Consider the following 24,326-nt stretch of genomic DNA (forward strand, 5'->3'; position numbering starts at 1 on the left):
TGTTCAGCGCACGCGGAAGACCGGCCCACGGGCGGTGAACGGCAGACGGGCGTTCTGCGGTATCAGATAGGCGTGTTCGCGCCGCACTCGCAGCACGTCGCACCAGCCGTCCGTGATGACGAGGACGGGCGCGCCCGGCGGGAAGTCGTCGGCGCGCTGCAACAGGTCGATGCCGGGCTGCAGGACCGTGCCGCCGCGCCCGTGCACGCGGACCCGGCCCGCGATGTCGGTGACCGCCACATAGCCCGCGTCGTGCGGGGCCGCGTCGCAGAACACGACCCGGGCCGCCGGTACGTCCCGGGCCTCGGCGTACGAGGCGATCGCGCCCAGCGCCTTGCCCAGGAGGGTGCGGTCCATCGAGCCGGAGGTGTCGAGGACGACCCCGAAGGTGCAGCGGGCGATCTCCTCCGGCGGGAACCAGTGGCCCGCGCGCGGGATGTCGGGCGTGGACGACTGGCGGCGCGAGGGGCGGGCGTACGACCGGACGGGCTCGGGGCGTGGCACGAACTCGTCGAACCAGCGGGCGAGTTGGGCGTCCCACGGCAGCGGCGGATGGCTCAGCGTGCGGATCTCCTCGATCAACCCGCCGGGCAGGAAGCCCCGTTCGTGCTGCTGGTGCAGGTCGAGGCCGCGGGCGAGGCCGCGCCGGTAGAACTCGTCGAGGTCCACGTAGTCGCGCGGACTGCCGAGCGGGCCGCCGAGGATGTCGCCCGCGCCCTTGCCGCGCAGGGTGGCCAGGCGGCGCATCCGGCGCAGGTCGCCGGCGATCCGGTCGTAGACCTCCTCGGCGGAGAGGTCCTTCAGTTCCGGGTCGTACAGCAGGCCTTCGGGCATCGTGCCGACGTCCATCTCGCGCAGCCAGCCGTTGATGACGTAGTCGGCGGCGATGTTGAAGAGGAGCGGGTCGCGGGTGCCGCAGCGGTCGCCGTGGCGCAGGGCGGCGTGCAGCATCTCGTGGGCGAGGACGAACCGCCATTCCTCGTCGCCGAACCGGCGCAGCGGGTTGATGTAGATCTCGGCCGCCTCGGTGTCGACGGCGGCGACGGAGATGCCGTGGGCGCGGGCGAGTTCGGCGTCGGCGACGACCTTGATGCCGGCGGCGATGCCGCCGAGGAGCGGGTAGGAGGACACGAACCAGCTCAACGCCCGTTCCCAGGGCTGGAGTCGGGTGGGGCCGCCGTACATCGAGTCGCGGCGGCCGCCGGCCATGTCCATCGCGACGGACATGGTCCGGGTCAGCGCGCTCGCGAAGGCGAGCTGCCAGTCCACGGGCTTGCCGGGCCAGCCGTGCCACGGCACGAGCCGCTGGTCGGGCGCGCCGCCGGCCGTACCGCAGTGCTCGTAGGCGGCCGGGATGCCGTCCTGGCGCCAGTGGGCCGCGAGCCGCTCCTCGTCGCCCGCGGGGTAGGCGGCGGGCAGGTCGTCGGGGGTGCGGCCGACCGGGAAGGTGAGCAGGAACCGGTTGACGACGACGCAGCGGGCGGCGAGGTCGAAGCGGTCGGGCTGTTCGCGCTCGCCGGGCGCGCCGGGGACGTGTCCGAAGCCGAGGTGGAGGAGCGCGTGCGCGATGGCCCAGGCCCATTCGGCGGGTTCGGCGAGCCGGGTGGCGTGCGCGTGGAGGTACCCGTTCGAGTTGACGAGCACGAGGCCGTCCTCGGGCGCGGCCCGGCACTCCTCTTCCCGGCACAGCTCGAAGTCGATCGCGGCGAGCGCGGGGTTGGCCCACACGAGCTTCAGCCCCGCGGCGAAGGCCTCGGTCGCCGGGTCGGGCTTCTTCTTCCCGGGGTCCTTCCCGCGGGTACGGGTCACCGCCGCGCCTCCACCAGCCGGGGCATGTCCCGGGCCGCCTCGACGAGGAACCAGGCGGGCAGGACCGGGTTGCCGTCCTCGTCCGACGCGATGACGCTCTGGGCCACCTCGACGGAGATCTCGGCGAGTTGGACGAGCAGGGACTTGGCGCGGTAGGCGGTCTGGCGGCCGTTGGCCGACAAGTGCTCCTTGCTGGCCGGGAGTTCCTTGATCAGACGGCCCCGGAAGGACTCGGCGAGGTAGTACAGCAGGTCGCGGTCCTCGGTCCGGTTGGGCCAGCGGGCGTCGCCCTTGAGGACGGCCTCGATGCCGAACCGGCTGCGCACGATCTTGACGTAGCCGCAGAACGCGACCGCGTGCGCCGGGGTCAGCGTGCCGTGCGCGATGACCTTCAGGGTGTTCTCGTCGAGGTCGGGCCCGAAGGAGCCCAGGGCGTCGGAGAGCATGTGCCAGGACCGGGGTGTGGAGAAGGCCTCCTCGGTCTTCGGCGGCTTGGACCACAGGTGGTCGGGCCGGTCGGTGAGGTGGTCCAGGACCCACGGGTGAATCCCGTTGGCGGCGGCCCAGTTGAGCCAGTCCTTCGGGGACGCCTCCAGGTGGACGTGGGTGAGCCGGTTGATCAGCGCGGACGAGATCGGCCGGGCCAGCGCGTTGTCGGTCGCGCGGTTGCCGGCGCCGATCACGATGGAGCCCTTGGGGAGTTCGTAGGTGCCGATGCGGCGGTCCAGGATCAGCGAGTAGAACGCCTTCTGCACATCCGGTGTGGCCGCGTTGAGTTCGTCGAGGAACAGGCAGTACGGCTCGTCCCGCGCGATCGACTCCGGCGGGCAGAACACCGAGCGCCCGTCCCGGATCTGCGGGACGCCGATGAGGTCCTCGGGGGCGAGCTGCGTACCGAGCAGGCTGACGCACTCCAGGCCGAGAGACTGGGCGAACTCCCTTACCAGGGACGACTTTCCGATGCCGGGCGCACCCCAGATGAACACCGGGCGGACGGTCGCGAGGCCGAGCAGCAGCTCCGGTATCCGGGCAGGGGTGACGGTGACAGCAGCCTGCAAAGGAGGCTCTCCTCAAGGGGGTTCGACAAGGGCGCGAGCGCGCTCCGGTGCCCCCAGTGTGTGCCTGCGGCCCACCCGGCGCAGCCGATTTTCAGGCGGCGTGCTCCTCCGGCTCGGCCGCCAGCGGGACTTGGGGCCCGTTGCACTCGCGCAGCCAGCGCCGCAGCACCCGGTGGACGTGCTCGGCGCCGACGAGGTCCTCGCCGTCCTCGACCAGCGCGGAGAAGGTGTACGGCGACAGCAGGAACGGCTTGGCCTGGGAGCCGCCGAGGCCGCCGTGGGAGCCGATCTGCTCCTCGAAGGCGAGGACTTCGCCCTCGGCCGGGTCGTACCAGGAGTTGACCATGATGTCGGCGGTGTGCGGGAAGGAGTGGGTGCGCCGGACGGCGTCCGCGACGCCGGGGCCGAAGTCCGCCAACGGGGCCTGTTTGTCGTCGAGTTCGGCCACCGGGAGCTCCGCGCCGTGCGCGCCGAGGACGACCCCGCCGTGCTCCTCGCTGCGGACGAGGACGAAGCCGACGCCGGGGTGGTTGGCGAGGGTCGTCAGCAGCGCCGGATGACGGGCGTCGATCTCCTCCTTGGTCATGCGGTGCGGCACGTCCGGGAAGGAGACCAGGCCGAGGTTGCCGGAGGCCAGCACGACCGGCTCGGAGTGGCGGCCGGGCTGGCGGTGGAGCCCGTCGCCCTTCTCGACCGGCCGGCGCAGTGCCGCGCGGACGGCGGCGCGCGCCTCGGCGCCGCTGTGGGTGCGGCGGGCCCGGCGCGGCACGGGCAGCCCGCAGCCCGCGCGCACCAGGTCGCCGAGGGTGAGGCCGTAGCGGCCCTGGAAGGTCTCGCCGGGGCTCTGGCCGTGGTCGGAGAGGACGACGATGCGATAGGGGCGGGGGGCGTGCTCGGCGACGTTCTCGATCAACGCGAGGGCGCGGTCGAGGCGTTGGAGGACCTTGGCGGCGTCGCGGCTGCGCGGTCCGGAGTGGTGGGCGACCTCGTCGTAGGCCACGAGGTCGGCGTAGACGGCGGTGCGGCCGGCGAGCATGTCGCCCATGACGGCCGCGACGACGACGTCCCGCTCGACGACCGTGGCGAAGGCGCGGACGAGGGGGTAGAGGCCGCCGCGCTTGATCCGGGGGCGCTGCTTGGTGAGGCGGGCGCGGGTCGACTGGCCGATCTCGCGGCCGACCTCGGCGACGAAGGACATCGCGGTGCGGACGGCGTTGGCGGGGTCGGAGAAGTAGGCGAAGTAGCCGGCGCGGGAACGGTTCTCCCGGTTCCGGCGACGGGTCGCGATCGACAGCACGAGGGCCTGTTCGTCGGCGCCGCCGCTGAACAGGTTGCCGCGGCTCGCGCCGTCCACGGTGAGCAGGCCGCCGTCGCCGGTGTACTCGATGGCGCGGCGCTGGAGTTCGGCGGCGCTGGTCGGGCGGTTGCAGACCATCACCTCGCCGGTGTCCTTCTCGTACCAGCGGAACGCGGGGATGTCGTGGTTCGAGCCGTGCAGGATGCCGAGCTGGCTGGCGCCGGTCTGGCTGGACCAGTCGGTGCGCCAGGGGGTGAGGCGGTGGCTGGGGCGGTCGCCGCCGAGGAGTTTCGCGACCGTCGGCATCAGGCCCCTGGCGACCGCGCCCAGCAGGACGTCGTGGCCGACGCCGTCGAGCTGGAGGAAGACGGTGCCGGGGCTGGACGGGCCGGGCGGCAGGGTTCTTCGGCGGCGGTCGGCGAGGCGGTAGAGACGGCGGCGGTAGGCGTCGTCGTCGCGCACGGCGAGGGCACCGCCGGTGGCGGAGGCGACGGCGGACATCACGGCGGCCACCACGACGGCTGTCTCGGGCGCGACCTGGCCGCGCAGCCCGCCGTCCGGGTTGATGCGCAGCGCGATCAGCAGCAGCGACCCGTTGAGCACGAACACGAGGAGGCCGAGGACGAGCGCGGGCACCAGCAGCAGCAGTCGCACCAGCAGCGGCCAGACCAGGGCCGACAGGAGACCGAAGGCGCCGGCGCCGAACGCGGCCGTGACCGCGATCCGGGTCGCGCTGTCACCGTCCGCCGACTGGAGCTGGAAGTCCGGCAGGATCCCGGCGAGCACCAGCATGGTGACCGTGGAGACCGCCCACACCGCGACACTGCGCCCGATCTGACTGACGAGCCGCCGCCAACGCACTCGACCCACGCCCCGAACACCTCACGTCCCTGGCCCGTCGACCTGGCGGGCCTCCCCCAGCCTGTCATGCGGGACGGACGGCCCCCGGTGCTAGCGGCCGTCGTAGCCCGCCGTCGGCATCGACAGACGGCGGTGCACGCGGGCCTTCGCCTGGGCGTCGTAGGAGGGTTCCGCGCTGCCGACCGTCTCGATGCGGACCCCGCGGCGCGCGCACTCGTCGGTGAACTCCTCGACGGACGACAGCGCGCTCTCCAGGACCCGGCGGCTGGGGGCGACGAACAGGTCGAGGCCGGGGCGGACGCCGTCCCACAGGGCGCAGTGGTCGGGGCGCAGACCGCGCACCAGAAGCTCGCGGGCGATCACATAGCCGTGGTCGGCGGCCCAGCGGGCACACATCGCGTGCTGGCTGCGGGAGTCGACCAGGAAGGGGTCCTCGTCCAGCTCCTCCAGCGGCGTCAGGCTGGCGATCGCCGTGACCCGCACCGGCACGGGCATACCGGAGGCACCGCGTACCTGTCCCATGGCGTCCCCCTCACCTCCGGGTTTCGCCGCCGACCCTACTCCTGCCCGTAGGCTTCGGGGGAGTCGCGCGAAGGAGGCAAAGAAGGTGCCGGTGGAGATCACCTGGTGGGGTCACGCCACCTGCACGATCGAGGACTCGGACGTACGCGTCCTCACCGACCCCCTGTTCGCGCGCCGCCTCGCGCATCTGCGGCGCCGGAGGGGCGCGGTGCCTCCGGCCGGGGCCCGGCGCGCGGACCTGGCGCTCGTCTCCCACCTCCACGCCGACCACCTGCACCTTCCCTCGCTGGCCGGTCTCGCGCCGGGCACGCGCCTGCTCGTGCCCCGGGGCGCACTCCGCGCGGTGCCCGGACTGCGCCGGCTCCGGCAGCTGCGGATCGAGGAAGTGGCCCCCGGCGACCAGACACGGGTCGGTGACCTGGTCGTACGGACCGTCCCCGCCCGGCACGACGGCCGCCGGCTGCCGGTCGGACCGCACCGGTCCCCCGCGCTGGGCTACGTCGTCGAGGGCGAGGCGCGGACCTACTTCGCCGGGGACACCGGGCTGTTCGACGACATGGCCAAGGAGGTCGGGCCGGTCGACGTGGCGCTGCTGCCGGTGGGCGGCTGGGGCCCGTATCTCGGCGAGGGGCATCTCGACGCGGGCCGCGCGGCCCAGGCCCTCGCCCGGCTCGCGCCGCGCAGCGCGGTGCCGGTACACTACGGCACGTACTGGCCGATCGGGATGGACGCGGTGCGCCCGCACGAATTCCACACGCCGGGCGACGAGTTCGTGCGGATCGCCGCGCAGCTCGCGCCGTCGGTGTCGGTGCACCGGCTCGGGCACGGGGAGAGCGTGCGGCCGGAGGTCGCCCGGTGAGCTGGATAACGGAGGCGGTGTCGGCGACCGCGACGACCTCGCCCGAGTCCACCCAACAGGCCATCGGGTACCCGTCGTTGTTCCTGCTGGTGCTGTTCGGGGCGCTGGTGCCGGTGATTCCGACCGGGGCGCTGGTGAGTTCGGCGGCCGTGGTCGCGTTTCATCAGACGGCGCCGTTCGCGTTGGCGCTGGTGTTCGTCACGGCTTCGCTGGCCGCGTTTCTCGGGGATGTCGCCCTGTACTGGCTGGGGCGGCGGGGGATGGGGTCGAAGAACGGGTCGCGGTGGCTGGAGGCTATTCGGGCGCGGGCGCCGGAGGAGCGGCTGGAGCAGGCGCAGGCGAAGCTGGCCGATCACGGGGTGGCTGTGCTGGTGCTGTCCCGGTTGGTGCCTGCCGGGCGGATTCCGGTGATGTTGGCCTGTCTTATGGCGGAGTGGCCGATCCGGCGGTTTGCGCGGGGGAATGCGCCCGCGTGTCTGGCGTGGGCCGTGACGTATCAGTTGATCGGCATCCTGGGGGGCTCGCTGTTCCCCGAGCCCTGGGAGGGTGTGGTGGCGGCTGTTGCGTTGACTGTGGTGATCAGTGTGGTGCCCAGCTTGTGGAAGCGGGTTCGGGCTGCCGGTTGAGCCGCAAATCGACACAGCCCCGCGCCCCTGAAGAAGGGCATTTACTCCAGCACTCTTGAGGCTCCCACCGCCAGGTCCCACAGGTCTTCTCGGGCCAGCTCCGCTTTTTCCCATGCTGCGGTGACTCGCGTCAGGGGTTCCAGGACCGGTTCCGCCGAGAGGACGAAGGTGCCCCAGTGCATGGGGGCCATTCGCTTCGCGCCCAGGTCCTGTGCGGCCTGGACCGCTTCCTCGGGGTCGCAGTGGACATCGCTCAGCCACCAGCGGGGATCGTAGGCGCCGATGGGGAGGAGGGCCAGGTCGATTCCCGGGTAGCGATGGCCGATTCGGGTGAACCAGTGGCCGTAGCCTGTGTCGCCGGCGAAGTAGACGCGTTGGCCGTCGGGGGCGGTCAGGACCCAACCGCCCCACAGGGAGCGGCAGGTGTCGGTGAGGCTGCGCTTGGACCAGTGGTGGGCGGGGACGAAGTCGAGGCGGACGCCGTCGAGTTGGGCCGCTTCCCACCAGTCGAGCTCGGTGACGTGGGTGAATCTGCGGCGTCTGAACCAGTTGCCGAGGCCCGCGGGGGCGAACACCGGGGTGTGGCGCGGGAGTCGGCGCAGGGTGGGGGCGTCGAGGTGGTCGTAGTGGTTGTGGCTGATGACGACAGCGTCGATGGGCGGGAGTGCTTCCCAGGCGACGCCCACGGGGGTGATCCGGGCCGGGGTGCCGAGGATACGGCGGGACCAGACGGGGTCGGTGAGGATCGTCAGGCCGCCGAGCTGGATCACCCAACTGGCGTGGCCCGCCCAGGTGACGGCGACGGTCAGGGCGTCCACCTGGGGCAACGGCTCGGGGGCGAACGGGAGTTGGGGGATGTCGGCGAGGCCCTCGGGGCGGGGGCGCACGGAGCCCTCGCGGGCGAAGCGGGCGAAGGCCTTGAGGCCGGGGAGCGGGGCGGTGAGCCGGTCGTGGAAGGCGCGGGGCCAGACGCGGCGCTCGCCGAGCGGGCGGGTTTCGGCGAGGGGCGGGGACGAGGGGATCAACGGGGGCGTCGGGTCTGCGGGTTGCCGTGTGGTCGTACCGCTGGTGGTCGACTCGGACTGCTGCGTCATCGAGGAGGCTCCCATCGCTGAGCGTCGTCGCGGAGATCGTCGAAGATCGACCTCAAGGACATCAACGCGCGTTGCACGTGTGGCAGTTCCAACGGCAAGGGTGACGTGAGACATTCCGCGCGTTCCGCGTCCGTACGGCCCAGCAGTGGCCCGGTGGACAGCCGTACCCGCAGCGCGCCGAGGTCGTCGCCGAACCGGTGGCCGCCGGGTGCGGGCATGCCGAGGCGGGCGGTGAGGAACTCCTCCAGGTCCTGCGCGTCGCCCACGCCCTGCGGGGTGAGGGCGTGGCGCAACGGACCGAGATCGACGTAGAGATGACGTCCCGCCTGCGGCGGCCGGGAGAAGGCGCCCGCCCCGGTGACGGCGGCGTGCGCGGCGGCGGCCACGCGCGCATGGAGGCGTACGGCGGTGTCGCGGCGGTCGAGGACGGGCGGGGGTTCGCCGAGGGCGTGGCCTGCCGCGGCGGCGACCGGGGCGGCGACGCGGGCGCCGAGGGCGGTGAGGACGTCGAGCACGCGCGCGCGGAGGGCCTGTCCCGCGCGTCCTGCGGGGAAGCGGGCGACGGCGGCGGGCCAGCCGGACGGGAGGAGCGCGCCGGCCAGGTCGGTGACGACGGTGACCCGGTCGGGCAGCATCTCGGCGGGGCTGAGCAGCATGGTGCCCTGAGGTGCGTGCGCGGTGTCGCGCCAGGTCTCGTCGCTGACCAGGTGCAGGCCTTCGGCGGCGGCGGCCTCGACGGTCTCGTGCATGACCTCAGGCGGCGCCACGGTCGCGGTCGGGTCGTCGGCCACCGAGAGGACGAGCAGCCGCGGGTCGCCGCCCTCGTCCCGGACCCGGCGCACGGTCTCCAGCAGGGCGTACGGATCGGGCACCCCGCCGCACTCGGCCGGGGTGCCCACATGGAACACGGATCTGCCCAACAGGCGGGCGTACGGCGCCCACCAGGCGGCGCAGGGTCTGGGCACCAGGACATCACCGCCGAGCGCGGCGGTCAGCGCGACCAGCAGTGCGGGGGCGCCCGGGGCCGCGGCCACGCGGGCGAGGTCGGCGGGCAGGCCCCGGCGTTCGAAGTAGCCGCTCGCCGCGTCGAGCAGGGCGGGGGCGCCGCCGACGGGCTGTTCCTCGGTGCGGGACGCGGCGGCGGCGAGCACATCGGCCAGTTCGGGCAGTACGGGCAGGCCGTCGTCGGGAAACACGGGGCCGTAGCGCACAGGCCCCTGGCCTACCGCGTCCGCCTGCCGCATGGTGCCTCCGCGCAGTCCCTCGTGCAGTGCCGTGCCGTGTCCCGGTCGCGCCCTCAGTGGCCCGGCGTCCGCCTGCGCAGCCGGTACACGGCCCCTCCGAAGGCAGCCGCGATCAGTACACCACCGGCGACCAGAGCCGGAACGGAGTCGGTGAAGGTACCGCCCTCCCCCGCCTGCACCCCGCGCTGCACCGCGGCGGGCACGTCACCGCCGCAGGCCTCGCCCCGGGGCTCCTGGCACGGCGGCCGTCCGCCCCCGCGCTCGATGCTGAAGGTCGCGCTCCAGGGCCTGCCCTGTCCCCCGGGCGGTGCCGGACAGGTCCCGTCCACGGTCCACGCGGAGTCCCGCTCGACCCCGTCCGTGGAGATCCGCGCGGTGCCCCGGTAGGCGGTTGCGGCCGCCCGGTCGTCGTTGCCGGGCACACGCTGCAGCTGCACGGTCCCGTCGTCGAACCCCTGGGACGTCGCGTCGATGGTCTCGGCCACGGTCCCCCCGAGCCCCTCGCACGTGACGGAGACGGTGACACTCCCGCCCGCCCGCACACTGCTCGGACTGACCTCGGCCCCCGGATCGGCGGCCACGGCGGGCCCGGCGGCGCCGACAAGGCCGACGACGGCCAGAGCAAGGGCGGTGCGACGCATGAGCGGGTCTCCTTAGACCGAGGACGACGGCAACACCATCGAAGCCCGGACTGTTCACCACCGCGCGCGGCCAAGCCCCATTAGCGGGACGCGAGGGGCCGAGCGAGTGAAATTCGGGCCGGCCGGGGCTTTCAGGGGCGCGGGGCCGTATCGATGTGCGGCTCCGCCGCGCGGGCGCGGCGAGCCACGGCGGCCCGCACCCCGCGACTAGGCCGCCCCCTCCAGCACCTGCTCCCGAATCCGCCGACAGCACCGGCTGATCAACCGGGACACATGCATCTGCGATATCCCGAACCGCTCGGCGATCCGGCTCTGCGTCATGTCCGCGAAGAACCGCAGGTACAAGATCTCGCGATCCCGCTCGGGCAACGCGGCCAGCCGGGGCCGCACCGCCTCCCGGTCGACGACGACATCCAGCGCCGGATCAACACCGCCGAGAACGTCCCCGAGCGAGAACCCGTCAGAACCGCCGGAGGCCACCGCGTCCAACGACAGCGCGCGGAAGCTCTCCAACGCCTCGAGCCCCACCCGCACTTCCTCCTCGGAGAGACACGCGTGCCCGGCGATCTCGCCCACGGTGGGCCGCCGCCCCGGCGTCGTGTGGGCCAGCTCAAGGCCGGCGACCCGCACCCGGTTCCGCAGATCCTGCACCCGCCGAGGCACGTGCAGCGTCCACAGGTGGTCCCGGAAGTGCCGCTTGATCTCCCCGGTGATCGTGGGCACCGCGTAGCTCTCGAACGCGCTGCCCCGCTCGGGGTCGTACCGGTCGACGGCCTTGACCAGACCGAGGGCGGCGACCTGACGCAGGTCCTCGGTGTTCTCGCCCCGGTTGCGGAACCGTCCCGCGAGCCGGTCGGCCATGGGGAGCCAGTCCTCGACGATGCGTTCGCGGACGGTGTCGTGCTGCGGGCCGGGCGGCAGCGCGGCGAGCGTGCGGAAGGCCTCCGCGGTGTCCGGGGCGTCGCGGTGCGCGGGGCGTTTGATGCTCGTGCGGGCAGACCGAGTGGGCATGGTGCGTCACAACTCCCTTGAGCATGCTCCGGGTTGGACGGTCACCGTCGGTGGGATCGCGTGTGCGGTCCAGCGCTGGGAGTTCGCGTGCCCCCGACCCCTGGGGGCAAACACTCCCCCGGTCATCCCTCAGTCGCGCTCGCGCGCCCCCTCCCGGGTCCGGCCGTGGGCGACGAGGCGACGCGGATGGCGGCGCAGGTACTCGCCCTCCAGTCCGGCCATACGGTCGTTGTGGGCGCGCAGCGCGTCGTTCGAGCCGTACAGCAGGGTGTCGTGGCGCGTGCGGTGGATGGTCTCCAGCTCCTTCATGAGCTGGGAATCGTCCAGGCGCGCAGGGTCGACTCCGGTCATGGTGTGCCCCGCTCGTCGAGTCTCACGGTCCTTGGACCCACTCTACGAACATTCCGGCATTCCGGCCCCGCGGCCTCTGTACCAAGGTGGCGGGCGCCCGGCGGGCACGGCCTACCGCGCGCGCTCCACCCGCCGCTCGTCCCACACGGGCTCGGTCGTCTCGCGGACCTTGCCGTCGCTGCCGAAGACCAGGTAGCGGTCGAAGGCGCGGGCGAACCAGCGGTCGTGCGTGACGGACAGCACGGTCCCGTCGAACGCCTCCAGCCCTTCCTGCAGGGCCTCGGCGGACTCGAGGTCGAGGTTGTCGGTCGGCTCGTCGAGGAGGAGGGCCGTGACGCCCTGGAGTTCCAGCAGCAGGATCTGGAAGCGGGCCTGCTGGCCGCCGGAGAGCCGGTCGAAGCTCTGCTCGGCCTGGCCGGTCAGCTCGTAGCGCCGCAGCCGGGACATCGCGGGGCCCTGGGCCTGCGCGTGCTCCTTCCACAGGATGTCGAGGAGGGTGCGGCCCTGGAGCTCGGGGTGGGCGTGGGTCTGCGCGAAGTGGCCGGGCACGACGCGCGCGCCGAGCTTCCACTCCCCCGTGTGCTTCACGTCCTCGCCGGCGAGGAGGCGCAGGAAGTGGGACTTGCCCGAGCCGTTCGAGCCGAGGACGGCGACGCGTTCGCCGTAGAAGACCTCCAGGTCGAAGGGCTTCATCAGGCCGGTGAGCTCAAGTCCCTTGCAGGTGACGGCCCTTACGCCGGTGCGGCCGCCCTTGATGCGCATGGTGATGTCCTGCTCGCGCGGCGGCTCGGGCGGCGGGCCCGCCTCCTCGAACTTGCGCAGGCGGGTCTGGGCGGCGGCGTAGCGGGACGCCAACTCGTGGCTGATGGAGGCCGCCTGACGGAGGTTCAGGACGAGCTTCTTCAGCTGGGCGTGCTTCTCGTCCCAGCGGCGGCGCAACTCCTCGAAGCGGGCGAAGCGTTCACGCCGGGCCTCGTGGTACGTGGCGAAGCCGCCGCCGTGCACCCAGGCGTCGGCGCCGGTCGGTGAGGGCTCCACGGAGACGATCTTCTCGGCGGCGCGGGCGAGGAGTTCACGGTCGTGGGAGACGAACAGGACCGTCTTGCGGGTCTCCTTGAGGCGCTCCTCCAGCCATCGCTTGCCGGGTACGTCGAGGTAGTTGTCCGGCTCGTCGAGCAGCAGGACCTCTTCGCTGCCGCGCAGCAGTGCCTCCAGCACGAGCCGCTTCTGCTCACCGCCGGAGAGCGTGCTCACCTGCCGGAACTGCGCCTTGTCGTACGGCACTCCGAGCGCGGCCATGGTGCACATGTCCCACAGGGTCTCGAACTCGTAGCCGTGCACCTCGGCCCAGTCCGACAGGGCCTGGGCGTAGGCGAGTTGGGCCGCCTCGTCGTCGACGGTCATGATGCCGTGCTCGGCCTTGTCGACCTCGGCCGCGACCTCGCGGATGCGCGGCGGGGCGACCGACACGAGCAGGTCGCGTACGGTCGTCTCGTCGCGTACGGAGCCCACGAACTGGCGCATCACGCCGAGGCCGCCGCTCACGGTGACCGTGCCGCCGTGCGGTTTCAGCTCGCCTGAGATCAGCCGCAGCAGGGTCGTCTTGCCGGCGCCGTTGGGCCCGACCAGGGCGACCACGGAGCCTTCGCCGACCCGGAAGGACACATCGCCGAGGAGCGGCCTCCCGTCGGGGAGGTAGTACTCGAGGTGTGCGGCTTCCAGATGTCCCATGACCACGCATTCTGTGGGGCGGCCTCGCGGCCGGGCAAACGCTTATTGTGCCCGTCAGGGCCTCGCTAGGGCTTCTGGTCCTCGTCGAGCGGCTGGCCCGCCGGGCCGCCGTCCGTGTCCGGTGCCGCCGTCTCCACCAGGGCGCCCTCCCAGGACAGCGCCTTCCAGCCGTCGGCCGGGGAGCCCTCCAGGATGACGATGCCGGTGTTGTCGAGGGGGCGGGCGGCGGCGAAGTCCACGTCGACGTTGCCCGCGCGGGCGGAGGTCCACATCCGGATCGCGGCGCCGTGGCTGACCATGGCGACCGTGCGGGCGCCGCTGTCGACGGCCTCCGCGACCACGGCGTCGTAGCGGGCGAGGGCCTCGGCTCCGCTCTCGCCGCCCGGCATCCGCAGCTCCGTGTCGCCGGCGGCCCACGCGAAGACGATCCGCATGTACTCGTGGCCGGGTTCCTGGTCGCCGGGGAGCATCTCCAGGTCGCCCGCGGTCAGCTCGCGGATGCCGTCCCGGATGCGTACGTCGAGGCCGCGGGCTGCGGCCAGCGGGGCGGCGGTGTGCTGGGTGCGGACCAGGGTGGAGGCGTAGAGGGCCTCGATGTCCTCGTCGGCGAGGGCCTCGGGGAGCGCGGCGGCCTGGCGGCGGCCGAGGTCGGTCAGCTCGGCGCCGGGTATGGCCGTGTCGAGGCGGAAGGCCACGTTGGCCGTGGTCTGGCCGTGGCGGATGAGGATCAGGCGCATGCGGGGGTCCTCCGATGAAACGGTCCGCCGGGAGGTCGGAACGAAACGGCCGGTCGACGGTGGGAACGGTCCGCCGACGGCCGGAGCCGAGGGGTCAGCCGCCGGTGGAGCGGGTCCGCCGGGCGGCAAACGGCCATTTCAGGGTACCCGGCAGGGCATGAGCCCTGACGTCGACCTCACGGTCCCCCTGCCCGGCCGCCACGCCCTGCGCGACTGGCTGCTCTCCCTGGACAGCCGGCTCTTCGAGGCGGCGGCGGAGCGGAAGTGGCCCGCGGCCCAGCCCGTGCTGCCGCGGCTGAGTCGCAGTGCCAATCACGGCGTGCTGTGGTTCGCGACGGCCGCCGCGGTGGCCGCGAGCCGGACGCCGCGGGCCCGCCGGGCCGCCGCCCGGGGCATCGCCTCGCTGTCCCTGGCGTCCTTCGCGATCAACACGGTCGGCAAGCGGACCGTGCGCCGTCACCGGCCCGCCCTTGACCCGGTCCCGTTGAGCCGGCAGCTGAAGCGGCAGCCGATCACCACCTCGTTCCCGTCCGGTCACGCGGCGTCGGCGGCGGCCTTCGCGACCGGTGTGGCCCTGGAGTCCCCGGCGTGGGGCGCGGTGGTGGCGCCGATCGCGGTGTCGGTCGCGGCGTCCCGGGTCTACACCGGTGTCCACTTCCCGAGCGATGTGGTGGCGGGTGCCGCGCTGGGCGCGTGCGCGGCCTTCGCGGTGCGCGGCATGGTGCCGACGCGGGGGCGGATCGTGCCGCCGGCCCGGGCCCGCGCCGAGGTCCCCGCGCTGCCGGACGGCGAGGGTCTGGTCATGGTGGTCAACGCGGCGTCGGGCACCTCGGACCGGGCGGACGCGCTGACGGACTTCCTGCCGGGCGCGGAGGTCGTCGTCTGTGAACCGGCGGACCTCCACGTCGAGTTGGAGAAGGCGGCGGCCCGCGCCCGGGTGCTCGGGGTGTGCGGCGGCGACGGCTCGGTGAACGCGGGGGCGGCGGTCGCCCTGCGCCACGGCCTGCCCCTCGCCGTCCTCCCGGGCGGCACCCTCAACCACTTCGCGTACGACCTCGGGGTGGAGGGTCCGCGCGATCTGAGCAGGGCGGTCAAGCAGGGCGACGCCGTCCGCGTGGACGTCGGCCGGTTCAGGTCCGGGGCCACCCGGGGCATCTTCCTCAACACCCTGAGCCTGGGCGTCTATCCGGAGCTGGTGCGGGAGCGGGAGCACTGGGCGCCCCGGATCGGCGGCTGGTCGGCGGGGGTGCTGGCGGCCCTGCGGGTGCTGCGCGCCGACCGGCATCCGCTGGAGGCCGAGGTGAACGGCCGCACCCGGCCGTTGTGGCTGCTGTTCGCCGGGAACGGCACCTACCACCGGATGGGGATCGCCTCCGGCCGCCGCGTCGACCTGGCGGACGGGCGTCTCGACATCCGGATCGTGCACGGCGGCCGCAGGCCCGCGCTACGGCTGCTGGCGGCGGCGGTCACGGGCCCGTTCACCCGCTCCCCGGCCCACGCGGCGGCCCAGGTGCACCGTCTGCGCCTGAGCGGCCTGACCTCGGGCACGCTGCTCGCCTTCGACGGTGAAGTCACCGACGTGGAAGGGGACTTGACGCTGGAGGAGCAGCCCGAGGCGCTGACGGTGTACCGCCCGCTGACGGAGTCCCTGATCACTCGTCAGTCCATATCGTAAAACGTGGGTCTCATCATTCGGCATGCGCGCGTACCTTCAGGACTACGAAGAAGCCGCCGCGAAGGGGTAGGTAGAGCCATGCCGAAGCCGCAGGAGACCGCTGTCTACACGCACGGGCACCACGAGTCCGTACTGCGTTCGCACACCCAGAGGACCGCCGCCAACTCCGCGGCCTACCTGCTCGGTTCGCTCAAGCCGCACATGCGGATCCTGGACATCGGCTGCGGCCCGGGCACCATCACCGCGGACCTGGCGGCACTGGTCCCGGACGGGCATGTCACCGGGGTCGACCACGCGCCGGGCATCCTGGACCAGGCCCGCGCGACGGCGGCCCAACGCGGCCTGGACAACGTGGACTTCGCGGTCGCCGACGTCCACGCGCTGGACTATCCGGACGACACGTTCTGTGTGGTCCACGCCCATCAGGTGCTCCAGCACGTGGGCGACCCGGTGCAGGCGCTGAGGGAGATGAAGCGGGTCACCAAGCCCGGCGGCTTCATCGCCGCCCGGGACGCGGACTACGCGGCGATGACCTGGTACCCGGAGGTGCCGGGGCTGGACGGCTGGCTGGACCTGTACCGCCGGGTGGCCCGCGCCAACGGCGGCGAGCCGGACGCGGGACGCCGTCTCAAGTCGTGGGCACAGCAGGCGGGGCTGACGGACGTCACGGCCACGTCGAGCACCTGGACGTTCCAGACTCCGGACGAGCGGGCCTGGTGGAGCGGCCTGTGGGCGGACCGCACCGTCGCCTCCTCGTACGCCGGGGTCGCCACCGAGGGCGGCCACGCGACCACCGGGGAGCTGGAGGCCGTGGCCGAGGCGTGGCGGGAGTGGGGCAAGCGGGACGACGGCTGGTTCGCCGTGCTGCACGGGGAGATCCTGGCCCGCAAGGACGTCTGAGCCGCGGGATCGGGGGCATGCGGGCGTCAGGAGGTAACACACTATGGTTCCGATCCTGATCGTCCTGCTGCTGGCACTGGTCCTGTTCGGTGCCGGATTCGCCGTGAAGATCCTCTGGTGGGTGGCGCTGATCGTCCTCGCCGTATGGCTGCTCGGCTTCCTGGTGCGCGGCACCACGGCCGGCGGCGGCAGGGGTCGCTGGTACCGCTGGTAGCGGCGCGTCCCCCCACCCCCACAGACATCGAGCCCGTGTCACCCCGAGCAATCGGGGTGACACGGGCTCTTGGCATGCGGCGGCCGTTCAGCGCACGACGGCCGTCTCCACCAGCAGCCGCGCGGCAACGGCGATCGACTCCGCGTCGATCCCGGCCGCGTGCAGCTGCTCGGCCGGACTCGCCGAGCCGGGCATGGTGCGCACGGCGAGCCGGACCAGACGCGGCACCGGCCGGCCGTCGAGGAAGGCGTCCAGGACCGCGTCCCCGAGACCGCCCTCGGGGTGGTGGTCCTCGACGGTGAGCAGACAGCCGGTGTCCTCGGCAGCCTGCCTCAGGGTCTCGACGTCGACGGGCTTGACCGAGTACAGGTCGATCACCCGCACCTGGATGCCCTCGCGGTCCAGCGTGTCGGCGGCGGCCAGCGCCTCCTGCACGGTCACCCCGGCGGCCACGACGGTCAGCCGGTCCCGGCTGGAGAACCGCAGCACCTTGCTGCCGCCGACCGGGAACTCGTCGTCGGCGCCGTAGACGACCGGGGCGTCGCCGCGCGAGGTCCGCAGATAGCGCACGCCGTCGAGGCCGGCCATCGTGGCGACCAGCCGTGCGGTCTGGTGGGCGTCGCACGGGTACAGCACGGTCGAGCCGTGCACCGCCCGCATCATCGCCAGGTCCTCCAGCCCCATCTGCGAGGGGCCGTCCTGCCCGATGGACACCCCGGCGTGCGAGCCGACGAGGTTGATCCCCGCGCCGCTGACGGCGGCCATGCGGATGAAGTCGTAGGCGCGCGTGAGGAACGCCGCGAACGTGGAGGCGTACGGCACCCAGCCGCGCGCCGCCAACCCCACGGCCGCGCCGACGAGTTGCTGCTCGGCGATGTAGCACTCGAAGTACCGGTCGGGGTGTTCCTTGGCGAAGAACTCGGCGCGCGTGGAGTCCCCGACCTCCCCGTCGAGCGCCACGACGTCCCCGCGCGCGGAGCCGAGGGCGGCGAGGGCCTGGCCGAAGGCGTCGCGGGTGGGGACGTCGTCGCCCGGTTCGTAGCGCGGGAGTTCCAGGTGGTCGGCGCGCACGGAGTGCGGTGCGATGGCCGCCGGGGGTGCCTGGACGTGGACGCGGAGGTCGCGTACGCCGCCGAGTTCGGCGATGGCCGCGGCCGCGTCGGGCAGGGGTTTGCCGTGCAGGCCCTCGCGGTCCTGGACGGAGGTGACGCCCTTGCCCTTGAGGGTGCGGGCGAGGACCACGGTCGGCCGGCCGCCGGTGGACGCGGCCTCGCCGTAGGCGCGGTCGATCGCGTCCACGTCGTGGCCGTCGATCTCGACCGTGTGCCAGCCGAAGGCCCGGAACCGGCGGGCGTACGCGTCGAGGTCGTGCCCGTGCCGGGTGGGTCCGCGCTGGCCGAGCCGGTTGACGTCGACGATCAGGGTGAGGTTGTCGAGGTGTTCGTACGCCGCGTGCTCGGCGGCCTCCCACACCGAGCCTTCGGCCAGCTCGCTGTCCCCGCACAGCACCCATACGCGGTAGCCAGCGCGCTCGAGCCGCATGCCGGACAGGGCGATGCCGACCCCGACCGGCAGGCCCTGGCCGAGCGAGCCGGTGGCGGTCTCGACCCACGGGAGCCGCTGCGGGGTGGGATGCCCTTCGAGACGGCTGTCCAGCATGCGGAAGGTGAGCAGCTCGGCGTCGTCGACGGCTCCCGCGGCCTTGTAGGCGGAGTAGAGCAGGGGCGAGGCGTGTCCCTTGGACAGGACGAAACGGTCGTTGCCGGGGTCGGTGGGGCGGTCGAAGTCGTAGTGGAGGTGGTGGGCGAGCAGGACGGCCATCAGGTCGGCGGCGGACATGGAGGAAGTGGGGTGTCCGGAGCCCGCAGCGTCGGCGGCCCGCACACTGTCCACGCGCAGTTGCTGTCCGAGTTCGACGAGTTCACCGGTGTCCATGGGACTCCTTCTGGGGGGGGTGGTCATGCGGGGCATTCCGCGTCCCCCTGATCAAGCGGCCCAAACAACACGTGCCGAACGCCCACCGGGATCGCCCGAAAGGATCACCACCGCCCGCTCTCCCCAACTAGGCTCGTCCGTATGGAGATTCTGGGAGCCACGCTGCGTATCTGCGTCGACGACCTGGAGACCGCCGTCCCCTTCTACGAACGGCTCGCGGGTGGCACCGCGCTCCGCTTCGAGCGCGGTGGGGTGTCGGTGGCCGCGGTCGGCTGTTTCCTGCTGATGAGCGGACCGCCCACGGAGCTGGAGGTGTTGCGCAAGGTCGCCGCCACCATCGCCGTCAAGGACGTCGACGAGACCCAGGCGGTCCTGACCGAGCTGGGCGCCCACATCGTCGCGGGCCCCATCGCGTCCCCGGCGGGCCGCAACCTCATCGCGATGCATCCGGACGGGATGGTCTACGAGTACGTGGACCGGCGGGGCTGACCGGCCGGTCCACGTGGCGCCTCAGGGCGTGTCCGGCCGCATCCTGAAGTCGTAGCGCGCCGGCAGTGGTTCGTCGGTGAGCCGGGACCACAGCCGGCCGATCGACTCGGCGCCCTCGCGCAGGTCGGCGACCTCGAAGCCCTCGGCGAAGACGGCCCACGCGTCGTCGCGCCGGCCTTCGGCGAGCAGCAACTCCGCCTGGAGCAGCAGGAATCGGCCGCGTTCACGAGTGCCGGGGTGCAGCATCTCCCACACGGCGCGCGCGTCCGCCGTCCGCCGCACCCGCAGCAGCGCCTCGACGGCCTCCCGCCCGAGCGCGGCCGTCGCGGCGGTCCACCGCTCCCCCGCGTCCCGCCGCTCGTGGCACAGGTCGGCGAAGGCCTCGTTGTACCGGTCGGCGGCCCGCTCGTGGTTGCCCGCCTCCTGATCGGCCACGGCGAGACAGCGCAGCAACGGCCAGAGCGACGGGGCGAGTTCGAGGGCCCGCTCCCAACTCCGCACCGCCTGAGCCCGATCGCCTGCATGCCACTGCGCGATGCCGAGGTGGTACTCGGTGAGCGGGGTCGCGGGCGCGGTCTCCAGCATGTCCCGCCAGTGCGAGGCGACGAGCGTCTCGCCGGGCGGGCGGACCCGGCGCGGCTCGGGCAGCACCCCGCTGCGCAGCAGTTCGGCCCAGGGCGCCTGGTCCTCGCCGAGCGTGCTCTCGTCGAAGGGCGTGCCGGGCAACTTCCAGTCGGCGCGCAGGACTTCGAGCGCGCCCCAGCCGGAGCCGGTGGCGAGGAGCGCGCCGGGTTCGGTGTCGGCGTACGGCTTCCACGCGGTGTAGGCGGCGTCGACGTCGGCGCGCGGCAGCACGGCTTCGAGCCGCGCTTCCGCGCCCTCCACCACGGCGGACCATTCCCCGTCCGCCTCGGCGTCGAGCGGGCCGTACGCCTCCAGCCAGGACACCTCGCTCTCCGGGTCCAGGCGGACATGCTCCAACTGGGTGCGGGCCAGGCCCGCTTGGATCTCGCAGTAGCCGCCGGTGCCCGGTTCGGTGAGCCACTCCTGCCAGCGCCGGCCGCCGCTGCCGGTGCCCCACACGAACAGTTTGCGCCCGCGCAGCACGTCGGTGGACGTCTGCACCAGGCCGTGCCCGTCCGCGTCGAGCGCGGCGATCCAGCGCCGCCGCCCGTCCTCGACCTCGTAGAAGTAGTCGGCGGCGTAAGGGCTGTTGAGGGGGTACGACCGGTCCACTCCGTCGTACGACGGGACGGGCACCCTGCGCAGTCGCCGCTCGTACCCGAAGTGCCAGGCCTCCGAGGCCGGTGCGAGGACCCGGCGTTCCTCCGGCACGGCGATGTTGGACCACCAGTAGGCGGGCGCGGGCCGCTCGTGCGGGTTGCGGACGCGGACGCCGACGTAGAGGAAGTCGGAGCCGTCCGGGAGCCAGAGGTCGACCTGGAAGGGGAGGTCGCGGAGGCGTTCCCACTCCCAGAGGCGGAGCATCTCGCCGCCGTCGGGGGCGGGGACGCGGGCCGCGTGCACGGGGGCGCAGGAGAGGGTGGTGTGGCCGGTGGCGCCGATGTTCCACTCGATGCCGCCGGAGAACCAGGCGCCGTTGAGGGCGAAGTTGGCGGGCTGCAACACCGGGTTGCGGTACAGGAGTTCACGGTTCGTGGGCTTGTGGACGAGGGAGGCGACACGGCCGCCGAGGGCGGGGAGCACGGTGGCGCGCAGCCGGTCGTTCTCGATCACGAGGGCGTCGACGCGGCGGGGTGCGCGGTCTCTGTCGTAGCCGTCCCGGACGCGGGTGGGCAGCAGGCTGCGGAGCGGTTCGTAGCCGACCTGGCGGGCCATGTCGCGGGGCAGTTCCTCGCGGTCCCGGTCGTCTATGCGGTGTGCCTCGTCGAGCGGACGCAGTGGGGGCAGCGGGTTGTCGGGGCCCAACTCCGCGGCGGGCAGCGTCAGTACCTCACGTCGGATCGTCGTCACGATCACCATGGAACCCGGCAACGGGTGCGGTGGCCAGGGGCATTGCCAGTCAGGATTCCGCAAAGACGGGGGCGCCCGGAAATTCCCGGTGCGGTTCGTCCCGGTCGACGTAGAGTCGGCCGTCCGACGACATGGACCGAGAAGTGGAACGGCCGATGAGCGAGCAGCACACGTACCGGGTGATCGTCCGGGGCACCTGGGACGCGCTGACGGACGAGGCGCGGGAGCGGCTGCTCGGTGAGGCGGCGGAGCACGGCATGCTGAGCATGCGCTTCACCGAGGAGGGCTCGCTCAGTTACGAGCCGTCGCCGCTCAAGCACTTCTCGTGGCGGTACGTGGTGGTCTCGGACGCGGCGGACGGCGACGAGATGGCCGCGGCGCTCGCGGAGGACCGCGCCGAGACCGCGCTGAAGGGCCTCGGCTACGGCTTCCGCGATCTGAGGTCGACGGTCACGGACCTGGACACGATGAAGGTCAACCGGAAGTCCGCATCTCGGCGGTGATCGCCCAGCGCTCGTGGTCCCGCCATGCCCCGTCGATGTAGATCATGTTCGGCGAGAACCCTTCGAGGCGGAAGCCGCAGCTGCGCGCGAGGGCGATCGAGGGGAGGTTGGTGGGCTGCACGTTGATCTCCAGGCGGTGCAGCCGCATCGGCCCGAAGGCGTGTCCCACCACGAGGTTCATGCCCTCGCGCATCAGCCCGCGCCCGGCCGCGTGCGCGAAGGCGCCGTAGCCCAGCGCACCGCACTGGAAGCCGCCCTCGACGATGTTGTTGATGTTGATGAACCCGGCGATGCCGCCGCCGTCCAGCTCGCAGACGAGGAACCCGGCCTTGGTCGGGTCCTGGATCAGCCGCCGCGCGTAGGCGGTGTAAGCGTCCGCACTGACGGGCGGGAACAGCCAGGGCTGGTGCAGGTCCTTGCTCTCCCTGGCCCGCTCGGTGAACTCGGCTCCGTCGTCGTAGGTGAAGTGACGGATGCCCACGCGGGGGCTCTCGGCGAGGTAGCGGGATGCGGTGTGCGGCATCCCGTCACCTTAGTTCCGGCCTAACGGCGGCGTCGCATGAAATACCACCCGCACAGGGCGCCGATGACCGCCGTGCCCAGCAGGGCCATCCAGAGCGGCATGGTGACCTCGGGGATCAGCAGGCGGATCTTGGTGGCGCGGGTGTTCTCGAAGATGAAGATCAGGGCCAGGACGGCGAGCAGCAGAACCGTGATCCGGGCGGGTGTCAGCACACGTTCCCGCTGGCCGGTCCTGCCGCCGCTCTCGGTGGTCTTCGGGCTCATGTCTCCAGGGTGAGCCCGAATCCACCATCACGCACGGTGAAGGGGTGCCCCCGGGTGGTCGGGGGGCGGCGGCCGGTGCGCCCCGGCCGGCTCAGTCCCCGACGACGGGCAGCTCCAGCATCCCGGTGTCTCGGGGCGAGGTGACCACGGTGACCGGCTTGATCCCCCGGTTCCCGGTGTACGCGTCGTCGCTCGCCGCGATCACGAACCGCAGCCGGTGCCCCTTCTCGTACCGGTGCACGATCCCCGGCAGCGTCACCGTGAAGCTCTTCGTGACGTCCGGCACGCGGACAGGGGCGACCAACCGGTGGACCAGGGTCTTGCTGCCGTCGGGGGCGACGTCGTAGAGCTTGGCGAAGAGGACGAGGCGGTCGGCGGCGTCGCCGGAGTTCTGGCTCTGCCGTGCCTTCGGGGAGTCGACCTTGAGCGTCGCCTTCGGGGCGCCGACGACGTCCGTGGTGCGGGTCAGGGGTGCGCTGGTCCAGCCGAGGTAGGTGCCCGCCGTGTCGTACGGTGCCGGGTCCGGGAGGCCGATCGTGCCGCTCAGTGAACTCTCCGAATGGCTCGTGGGGACAAGCCAGTTGGCGTAACCGCGGCTGCCGCTCGTCACCTTCGTGCGGTTGTCGACCAGCTTGCCGTCGCCGGAGAGGTAGAACTTCTCGTCGAGCGCGGGGAGTTGGCCGGTCGTGGCGTAGGTGTCGGCGGGGTCCGTGATCCAGTCGCGGTAGTAGGCGAAGGCCGGTCCCGTGTCGGTGCCCGTCCGCTTGAGCAGATAGCGGTCGAACCAGGACAGGATGCGCCGGCCGACGTAGCTCGACTCCAAGTCGCCCTTGGTGAGGTCGAGTTCACCGGCGGCCGGGTCGGTCATCCCGCCGCTGTGCCCCCAGGACTGCCAGATCATCTTGGTGGTCGTGCCCTGCGCGGTCAGTGTCTTGTACGTCGCTGTCGCCTCGTTGAGGTTGAACAGGGTGTCGGCCTGCCCCTGGACGAGGAGGGTCGGCGCCTTGACCTGCTTCAGATACGTCACCGGTGAGACGCCGCGCGCGTACGCGAGGAGGTCCGCCGTCGCCGCGGGCGGATAGCTCCCGGAGTTCAGGGTGCGGATTATGGCGCAGGCCCTGCTGACGAAGTGCACGCAGGACAGGGAGTTGACGCGGGTCGGGTCGAGGCCCGGCACGGTCAGGGGCTGGGTCTCGCCGATGAGGTAGAAGGCGTTGGTCCACTGCCATTTGAAGGCGCCGGGCACGTCCCGGCTCCCTTGGCCCACCGCGTTGTTGGGGTCGAGGGAGTACGCCAGGTCGTGCCAGGTGATCATGGGGACGAGAGCGTCCACCCGGTGGTCCACGGCGGCCGTGGCGAGCTGGATCGCGCCGCCGTAGGAGCCGCCGATCATCCCGACGCGCGGGTCGCCCTTCGCGTCGAGCGTCACGAAGTCGGCCCTGGTGCCGTCGTCGGCGGCCCGGGTCCCCGCCAGGAAGTCGATCAGCCCGGACGCGGCCTGGCCGTCGATGCCCGGGTCGTCGAGCGAGACGAGACAGCCGGACTTGCCGAAGCCGAGCCCGGAGTAGACGAGTCCGACGTAGCCGCGCTGGGCGAAGGCCTTGCCGATGGAGTCGGTGGAGCCGTCCGACTTGCTGCCGCCGAAGCCGTTGGTGGCCAGGACGGCGGGTGCCGGGTGGGCGTGGTCGACGCCCGCGGGCCGGTACAGATCGGCGTCGACCGTGCAGTCACGGCCGCCCGCGGGGACGGTGAACTTCAGTGCGGTGACGGTGTACTGGCCGGCGCCCGAGGCGGGGGTGCCGAGGGCGAACGGGGCGGCGAGGGTGAGCGGGGCGGTGAGAGTGAGAGCCAGCGCGGCGCGGATTCCGGGCACACGACGGGACACAGGGACCTCCACACTGAGGACAACCCGACTGAGGGAACAGCGACTTACCGACCGGTAAGTACCGGCCCACGCCCATGGTGTGACACGTGTCAGGCCAGGTCAATCACCGTGAAGGGTGTTTCCT

At 72.6% G+C, this 24,326-nt stretch carries 23 protein-coding genes; 7 read left to right on the forward strand and 16 right to left on the reverse strand.

The features are described from left to right. Positions 1-3: 3 nt before the first annotated feature. The 4 genes from OHT77_RS08965 to OHT77_RS08980 all read right to left on the reverse strand — a co-directional run bounded on the left by OHT77_RS08965 (position 4) and on the right by OHT77_RS08980 (position 5,547). Positions 4-1,809: a vWA domain-containing protein gene (locus OHT77_RS08965; RefSeq protein WP_328827571.1), complete on the reverse strand. Its 1,806-nt coding sequence runs from the start codon at positions 1,807-1,809 to the stop codon at positions 4-6. Then, on the reverse strand, positions 1,806-2,867 hold the full coding sequence (locus OHT77_RS08970) for an ATP-binding protein (RefSeq protein ID WP_328827572.1): 1,062 nt from the start codon (positions 2,865-2,867) through the stop codon (positions 1,806-1,808). The genes OHT77_RS08965 and OHT77_RS08970 overlap by 4 nt, the downstream gene beginning before the upstream one ends. A 91-nt stretch (positions 2,868-2,958) precedes the next feature. Further along, positions 2,959-5,034, reverse strand: a complete 2,076-nt coding sequence (locus OHT77_RS08975; RefSeq protein WP_328827573.1) for a phage holin family protein — start codon at positions 5,032-5,034, stop codon at positions 2,959-2,961. Positions 5,035-5,115: 81 nt separating this feature from the next. Next, positions 5,116-5,547 (reverse strand): hypothetical protein, encoded by a 432-nt coding sequence (locus OHT77_RS08980; protein ID WP_328827575.1) that lies wholly within the window; start codon positions 5,545-5,547, stop codon positions 5,116-5,118. Positions 5,548-5,632: 85 nt separating this feature from the next. On the opposite strand from OHT77_RS08980, the gene OHT77_RS08985 reads away from it, so the two are divergent. After that, a complete protein-coding gene (locus OHT77_RS08985) occupies positions 5,633-6,406 on the forward strand; it encodes an MBL fold metallo-hydrolase (RefSeq protein WP_328827576.1) in 774 nt (257 codons plus the stop codon). Continuing rightward, positions 6,403-7,032: a DedA family protein gene (locus tag OHT77_RS08990; protein ID WP_328827577.1), complete on the forward strand. Its 630-nt coding sequence runs from the start codon at positions 6,403-6,405 to the stop codon at positions 7,030-7,032. Before OHT77_RS08985 ends, OHT77_RS08990 begins: the two co-directional genes overlap by 4 nt. A 41-nt stretch (positions 7,033-7,073) precedes the next feature. Here OHT77_RS08990 and OHT77_RS08995 read toward each other — a convergent pair whose 3' ends face one another. From OHT77_RS08995 to OHT77_RS09025, 7 genes are all read right to left on the reverse strand, one after another. Beyond that, positions 7,074-8,126, reverse strand: coding sequence for an MBL fold metallo-hydrolase (locus OHT77_RS08995; RefSeq protein ID WP_328827579.1), 1,053 nt, complete (start codon positions 8,124-8,126; stop codon positions 7,074-7,076). Next, a complete protein-coding gene (locus tag OHT77_RS09000) occupies positions 8,123-9,370 on the reverse strand; it encodes an aminotransferase class I/II-fold pyridoxal phosphate-dependent enzyme (protein WP_328827580.1) in 1,248 nt (415 codons plus the stop codon). The genes OHT77_RS08995 and OHT77_RS09000 overlap by 4 nt, the downstream gene beginning before the upstream one ends. A gap of 53 nt (positions 9,371-9,423) precedes the next feature. After that, entirely contained in the window at positions 9,424-10,011 is a 588-nt protein-coding gene (locus OHT77_RS09005) for a hypothetical protein (protein WP_328827583.1), read from the reverse strand. A gap of 207 nt (positions 10,012-10,218) precedes the next feature. Further along, complete coding sequence (locus OHT77_RS09010; RefSeq protein ID WP_328827584.1) at positions 10,219-11,022, reverse strand: RNA polymerase sigma factor SigF; 804 nt, start codon at positions 11,020-11,022, stop codon at positions 10,219-10,221. Between the two features lie 129 nt (positions 11,023-11,151). Further along, the gene (locus tag OHT77_RS09015; protein WP_328827585.1) at positions 11,152-11,373 is read right to left on the reverse strand and encodes a DUF6158 family protein; all 222 of its coding nucleotides are present in this window, start codon (positions 11,371-11,373) and stop codon (positions 11,152-11,154) included. Between the two features lie 111 nt (positions 11,374-11,484). Continuing rightward, complete coding sequence (locus OHT77_RS09020; RefSeq protein ID WP_328827586.1) at positions 11,485-13,104, reverse strand: ABC-F family ATP-binding cassette domain-containing protein; 1,620 nt, start codon at positions 13,102-13,104, stop codon at positions 11,485-11,487. A 65-nt stretch (positions 13,105-13,169) separates the two neighbouring features. Next, positions 13,170-13,841, reverse strand: coding sequence for a histidine phosphatase family protein (locus tag OHT77_RS09025; RefSeq protein ID WP_328827587.1), 672 nt, complete (start codon positions 13,839-13,841; stop codon positions 13,170-13,172). A gap of 157 nt (positions 13,842-13,998) precedes the next feature. On the opposite strand from OHT77_RS09025, the gene OHT77_RS09030 reads away from it, so the two are divergent. From OHT77_RS09030 to OHT77_RS09040, 3 genes are all read left to right on the forward strand, one after another. After that, a complete protein-coding gene (locus OHT77_RS09030) occupies positions 13,999-15,516 on the forward strand; it encodes a bifunctional phosphatase PAP2/diacylglycerol kinase family protein (protein ID WP_328827589.1) in 1,518 nt (505 codons plus the stop codon). Between the two features lie 78 nt (positions 15,517-15,594). Further along, on the forward strand, positions 15,595-16,416 hold the full coding sequence (locus OHT77_RS09035) for a methyltransferase domain-containing protein (RefSeq protein WP_328827590.1): 822 nt from the start codon (positions 15,595-15,597) through the stop codon (positions 16,414-16,416). A 43-nt stretch (positions 16,417-16,459) separates the two neighbouring features. Further along, positions 16,460-16,630, forward strand: coding sequence for a hydrophobic protein (locus OHT77_RS09040; protein WP_328827591.1), 171 nt, complete (start codon positions 16,460-16,462; stop codon positions 16,628-16,630). Positions 16,631-16,717: 87 nt separating this feature from the next. Here the strand turns inward: OHT77_RS09040 and OHT77_RS09045 are convergent, their stop codons facing one another. Beyond that, positions 16,718-18,565, reverse strand: a complete 1,848-nt coding sequence (locus OHT77_RS09045) for a transketolase (RefSeq protein ID WP_328827592.1) — start codon at positions 18,563-18,565, stop codon at positions 16,718-16,720. A 141-nt stretch (positions 18,566-18,706) separates the two neighbouring features. On the opposite strand from OHT77_RS09045, the gene OHT77_RS09050 reads away from it, so the two are divergent. Continuing rightward, entirely contained in the window at positions 18,707-19,054 is a 348-nt protein-coding gene (locus tag OHT77_RS09050; protein WP_328827594.1) for a VOC family protein, read from the forward strand. 21 nt (positions 19,055-19,075) lie between these two features. Here the strand turns inward: OHT77_RS09050 and OHT77_RS09055 are convergent, their stop codons facing one another. Continuing rightward, complete coding sequence (locus OHT77_RS09055) at positions 19,076-21,037, reverse strand: DUF5107 domain-containing protein (protein ID WP_328827595.1); 1,962 nt, start codon at positions 21,035-21,037, stop codon at positions 19,076-19,078. A gap of 146 nt (positions 21,038-21,183) precedes the next feature. Here OHT77_RS09055 and OHT77_RS09060 point away from each other — a divergent pair, with 146 nt between their 5' ends. Further along, positions 21,184-21,531: a DUF6204 family protein gene (locus OHT77_RS09060; protein WP_328827597.1), complete on the forward strand. Its 348-nt coding sequence runs from the start codon at positions 21,184-21,186 to the stop codon at positions 21,529-21,531. Here the strand turns inward: OHT77_RS09060 and OHT77_RS09065 are convergent. From OHT77_RS09065 to OHT77_RS09075, 3 genes are all read right to left on the reverse strand, one after another. Next, positions 21,503-22,054 carry a GNAT family N-acetyltransferase gene (locus OHT77_RS09065; RefSeq protein WP_328827598.1) on the reverse strand — a complete coding sequence of 184 codons (552 nt, stop codon included), beginning with the start codon at positions 22,052-22,054 and terminating at the stop codon, positions 21,503-21,505. The genes OHT77_RS09060 and OHT77_RS09065 overlap by 29 nt on opposite strands. 20 nt (positions 22,055-22,074) lie before the next feature. Beyond that, positions 22,075-22,317, reverse strand: a complete 243-nt coding sequence (locus tag OHT77_RS09070; RefSeq protein WP_266774077.1) for a LapA family protein — start codon at positions 22,315-22,317, stop codon at positions 22,075-22,077. Positions 22,318-22,408: 91 nt separating this feature from the next. Beyond that, positions 22,409-24,202: a CocE/NonD family hydrolase gene (locus tag OHT77_RS09075; protein WP_328827599.1), complete on the reverse strand. Its 1,794-nt coding sequence runs from the start codon at positions 24,200-24,202 to the stop codon at positions 22,409-22,411. Positions 24,203-24,326 lie beyond the last annotated feature (124 nt).

Source organism: Streptomyces sp. NBC_00252 (assembly GCF_036187565.1).
In the GTDB taxonomy this organism is placed as follows: Bacteria; Actinomycetota; Actinomycetes; order Streptomycetales; family Streptomycetaceae; genus Streptomyces.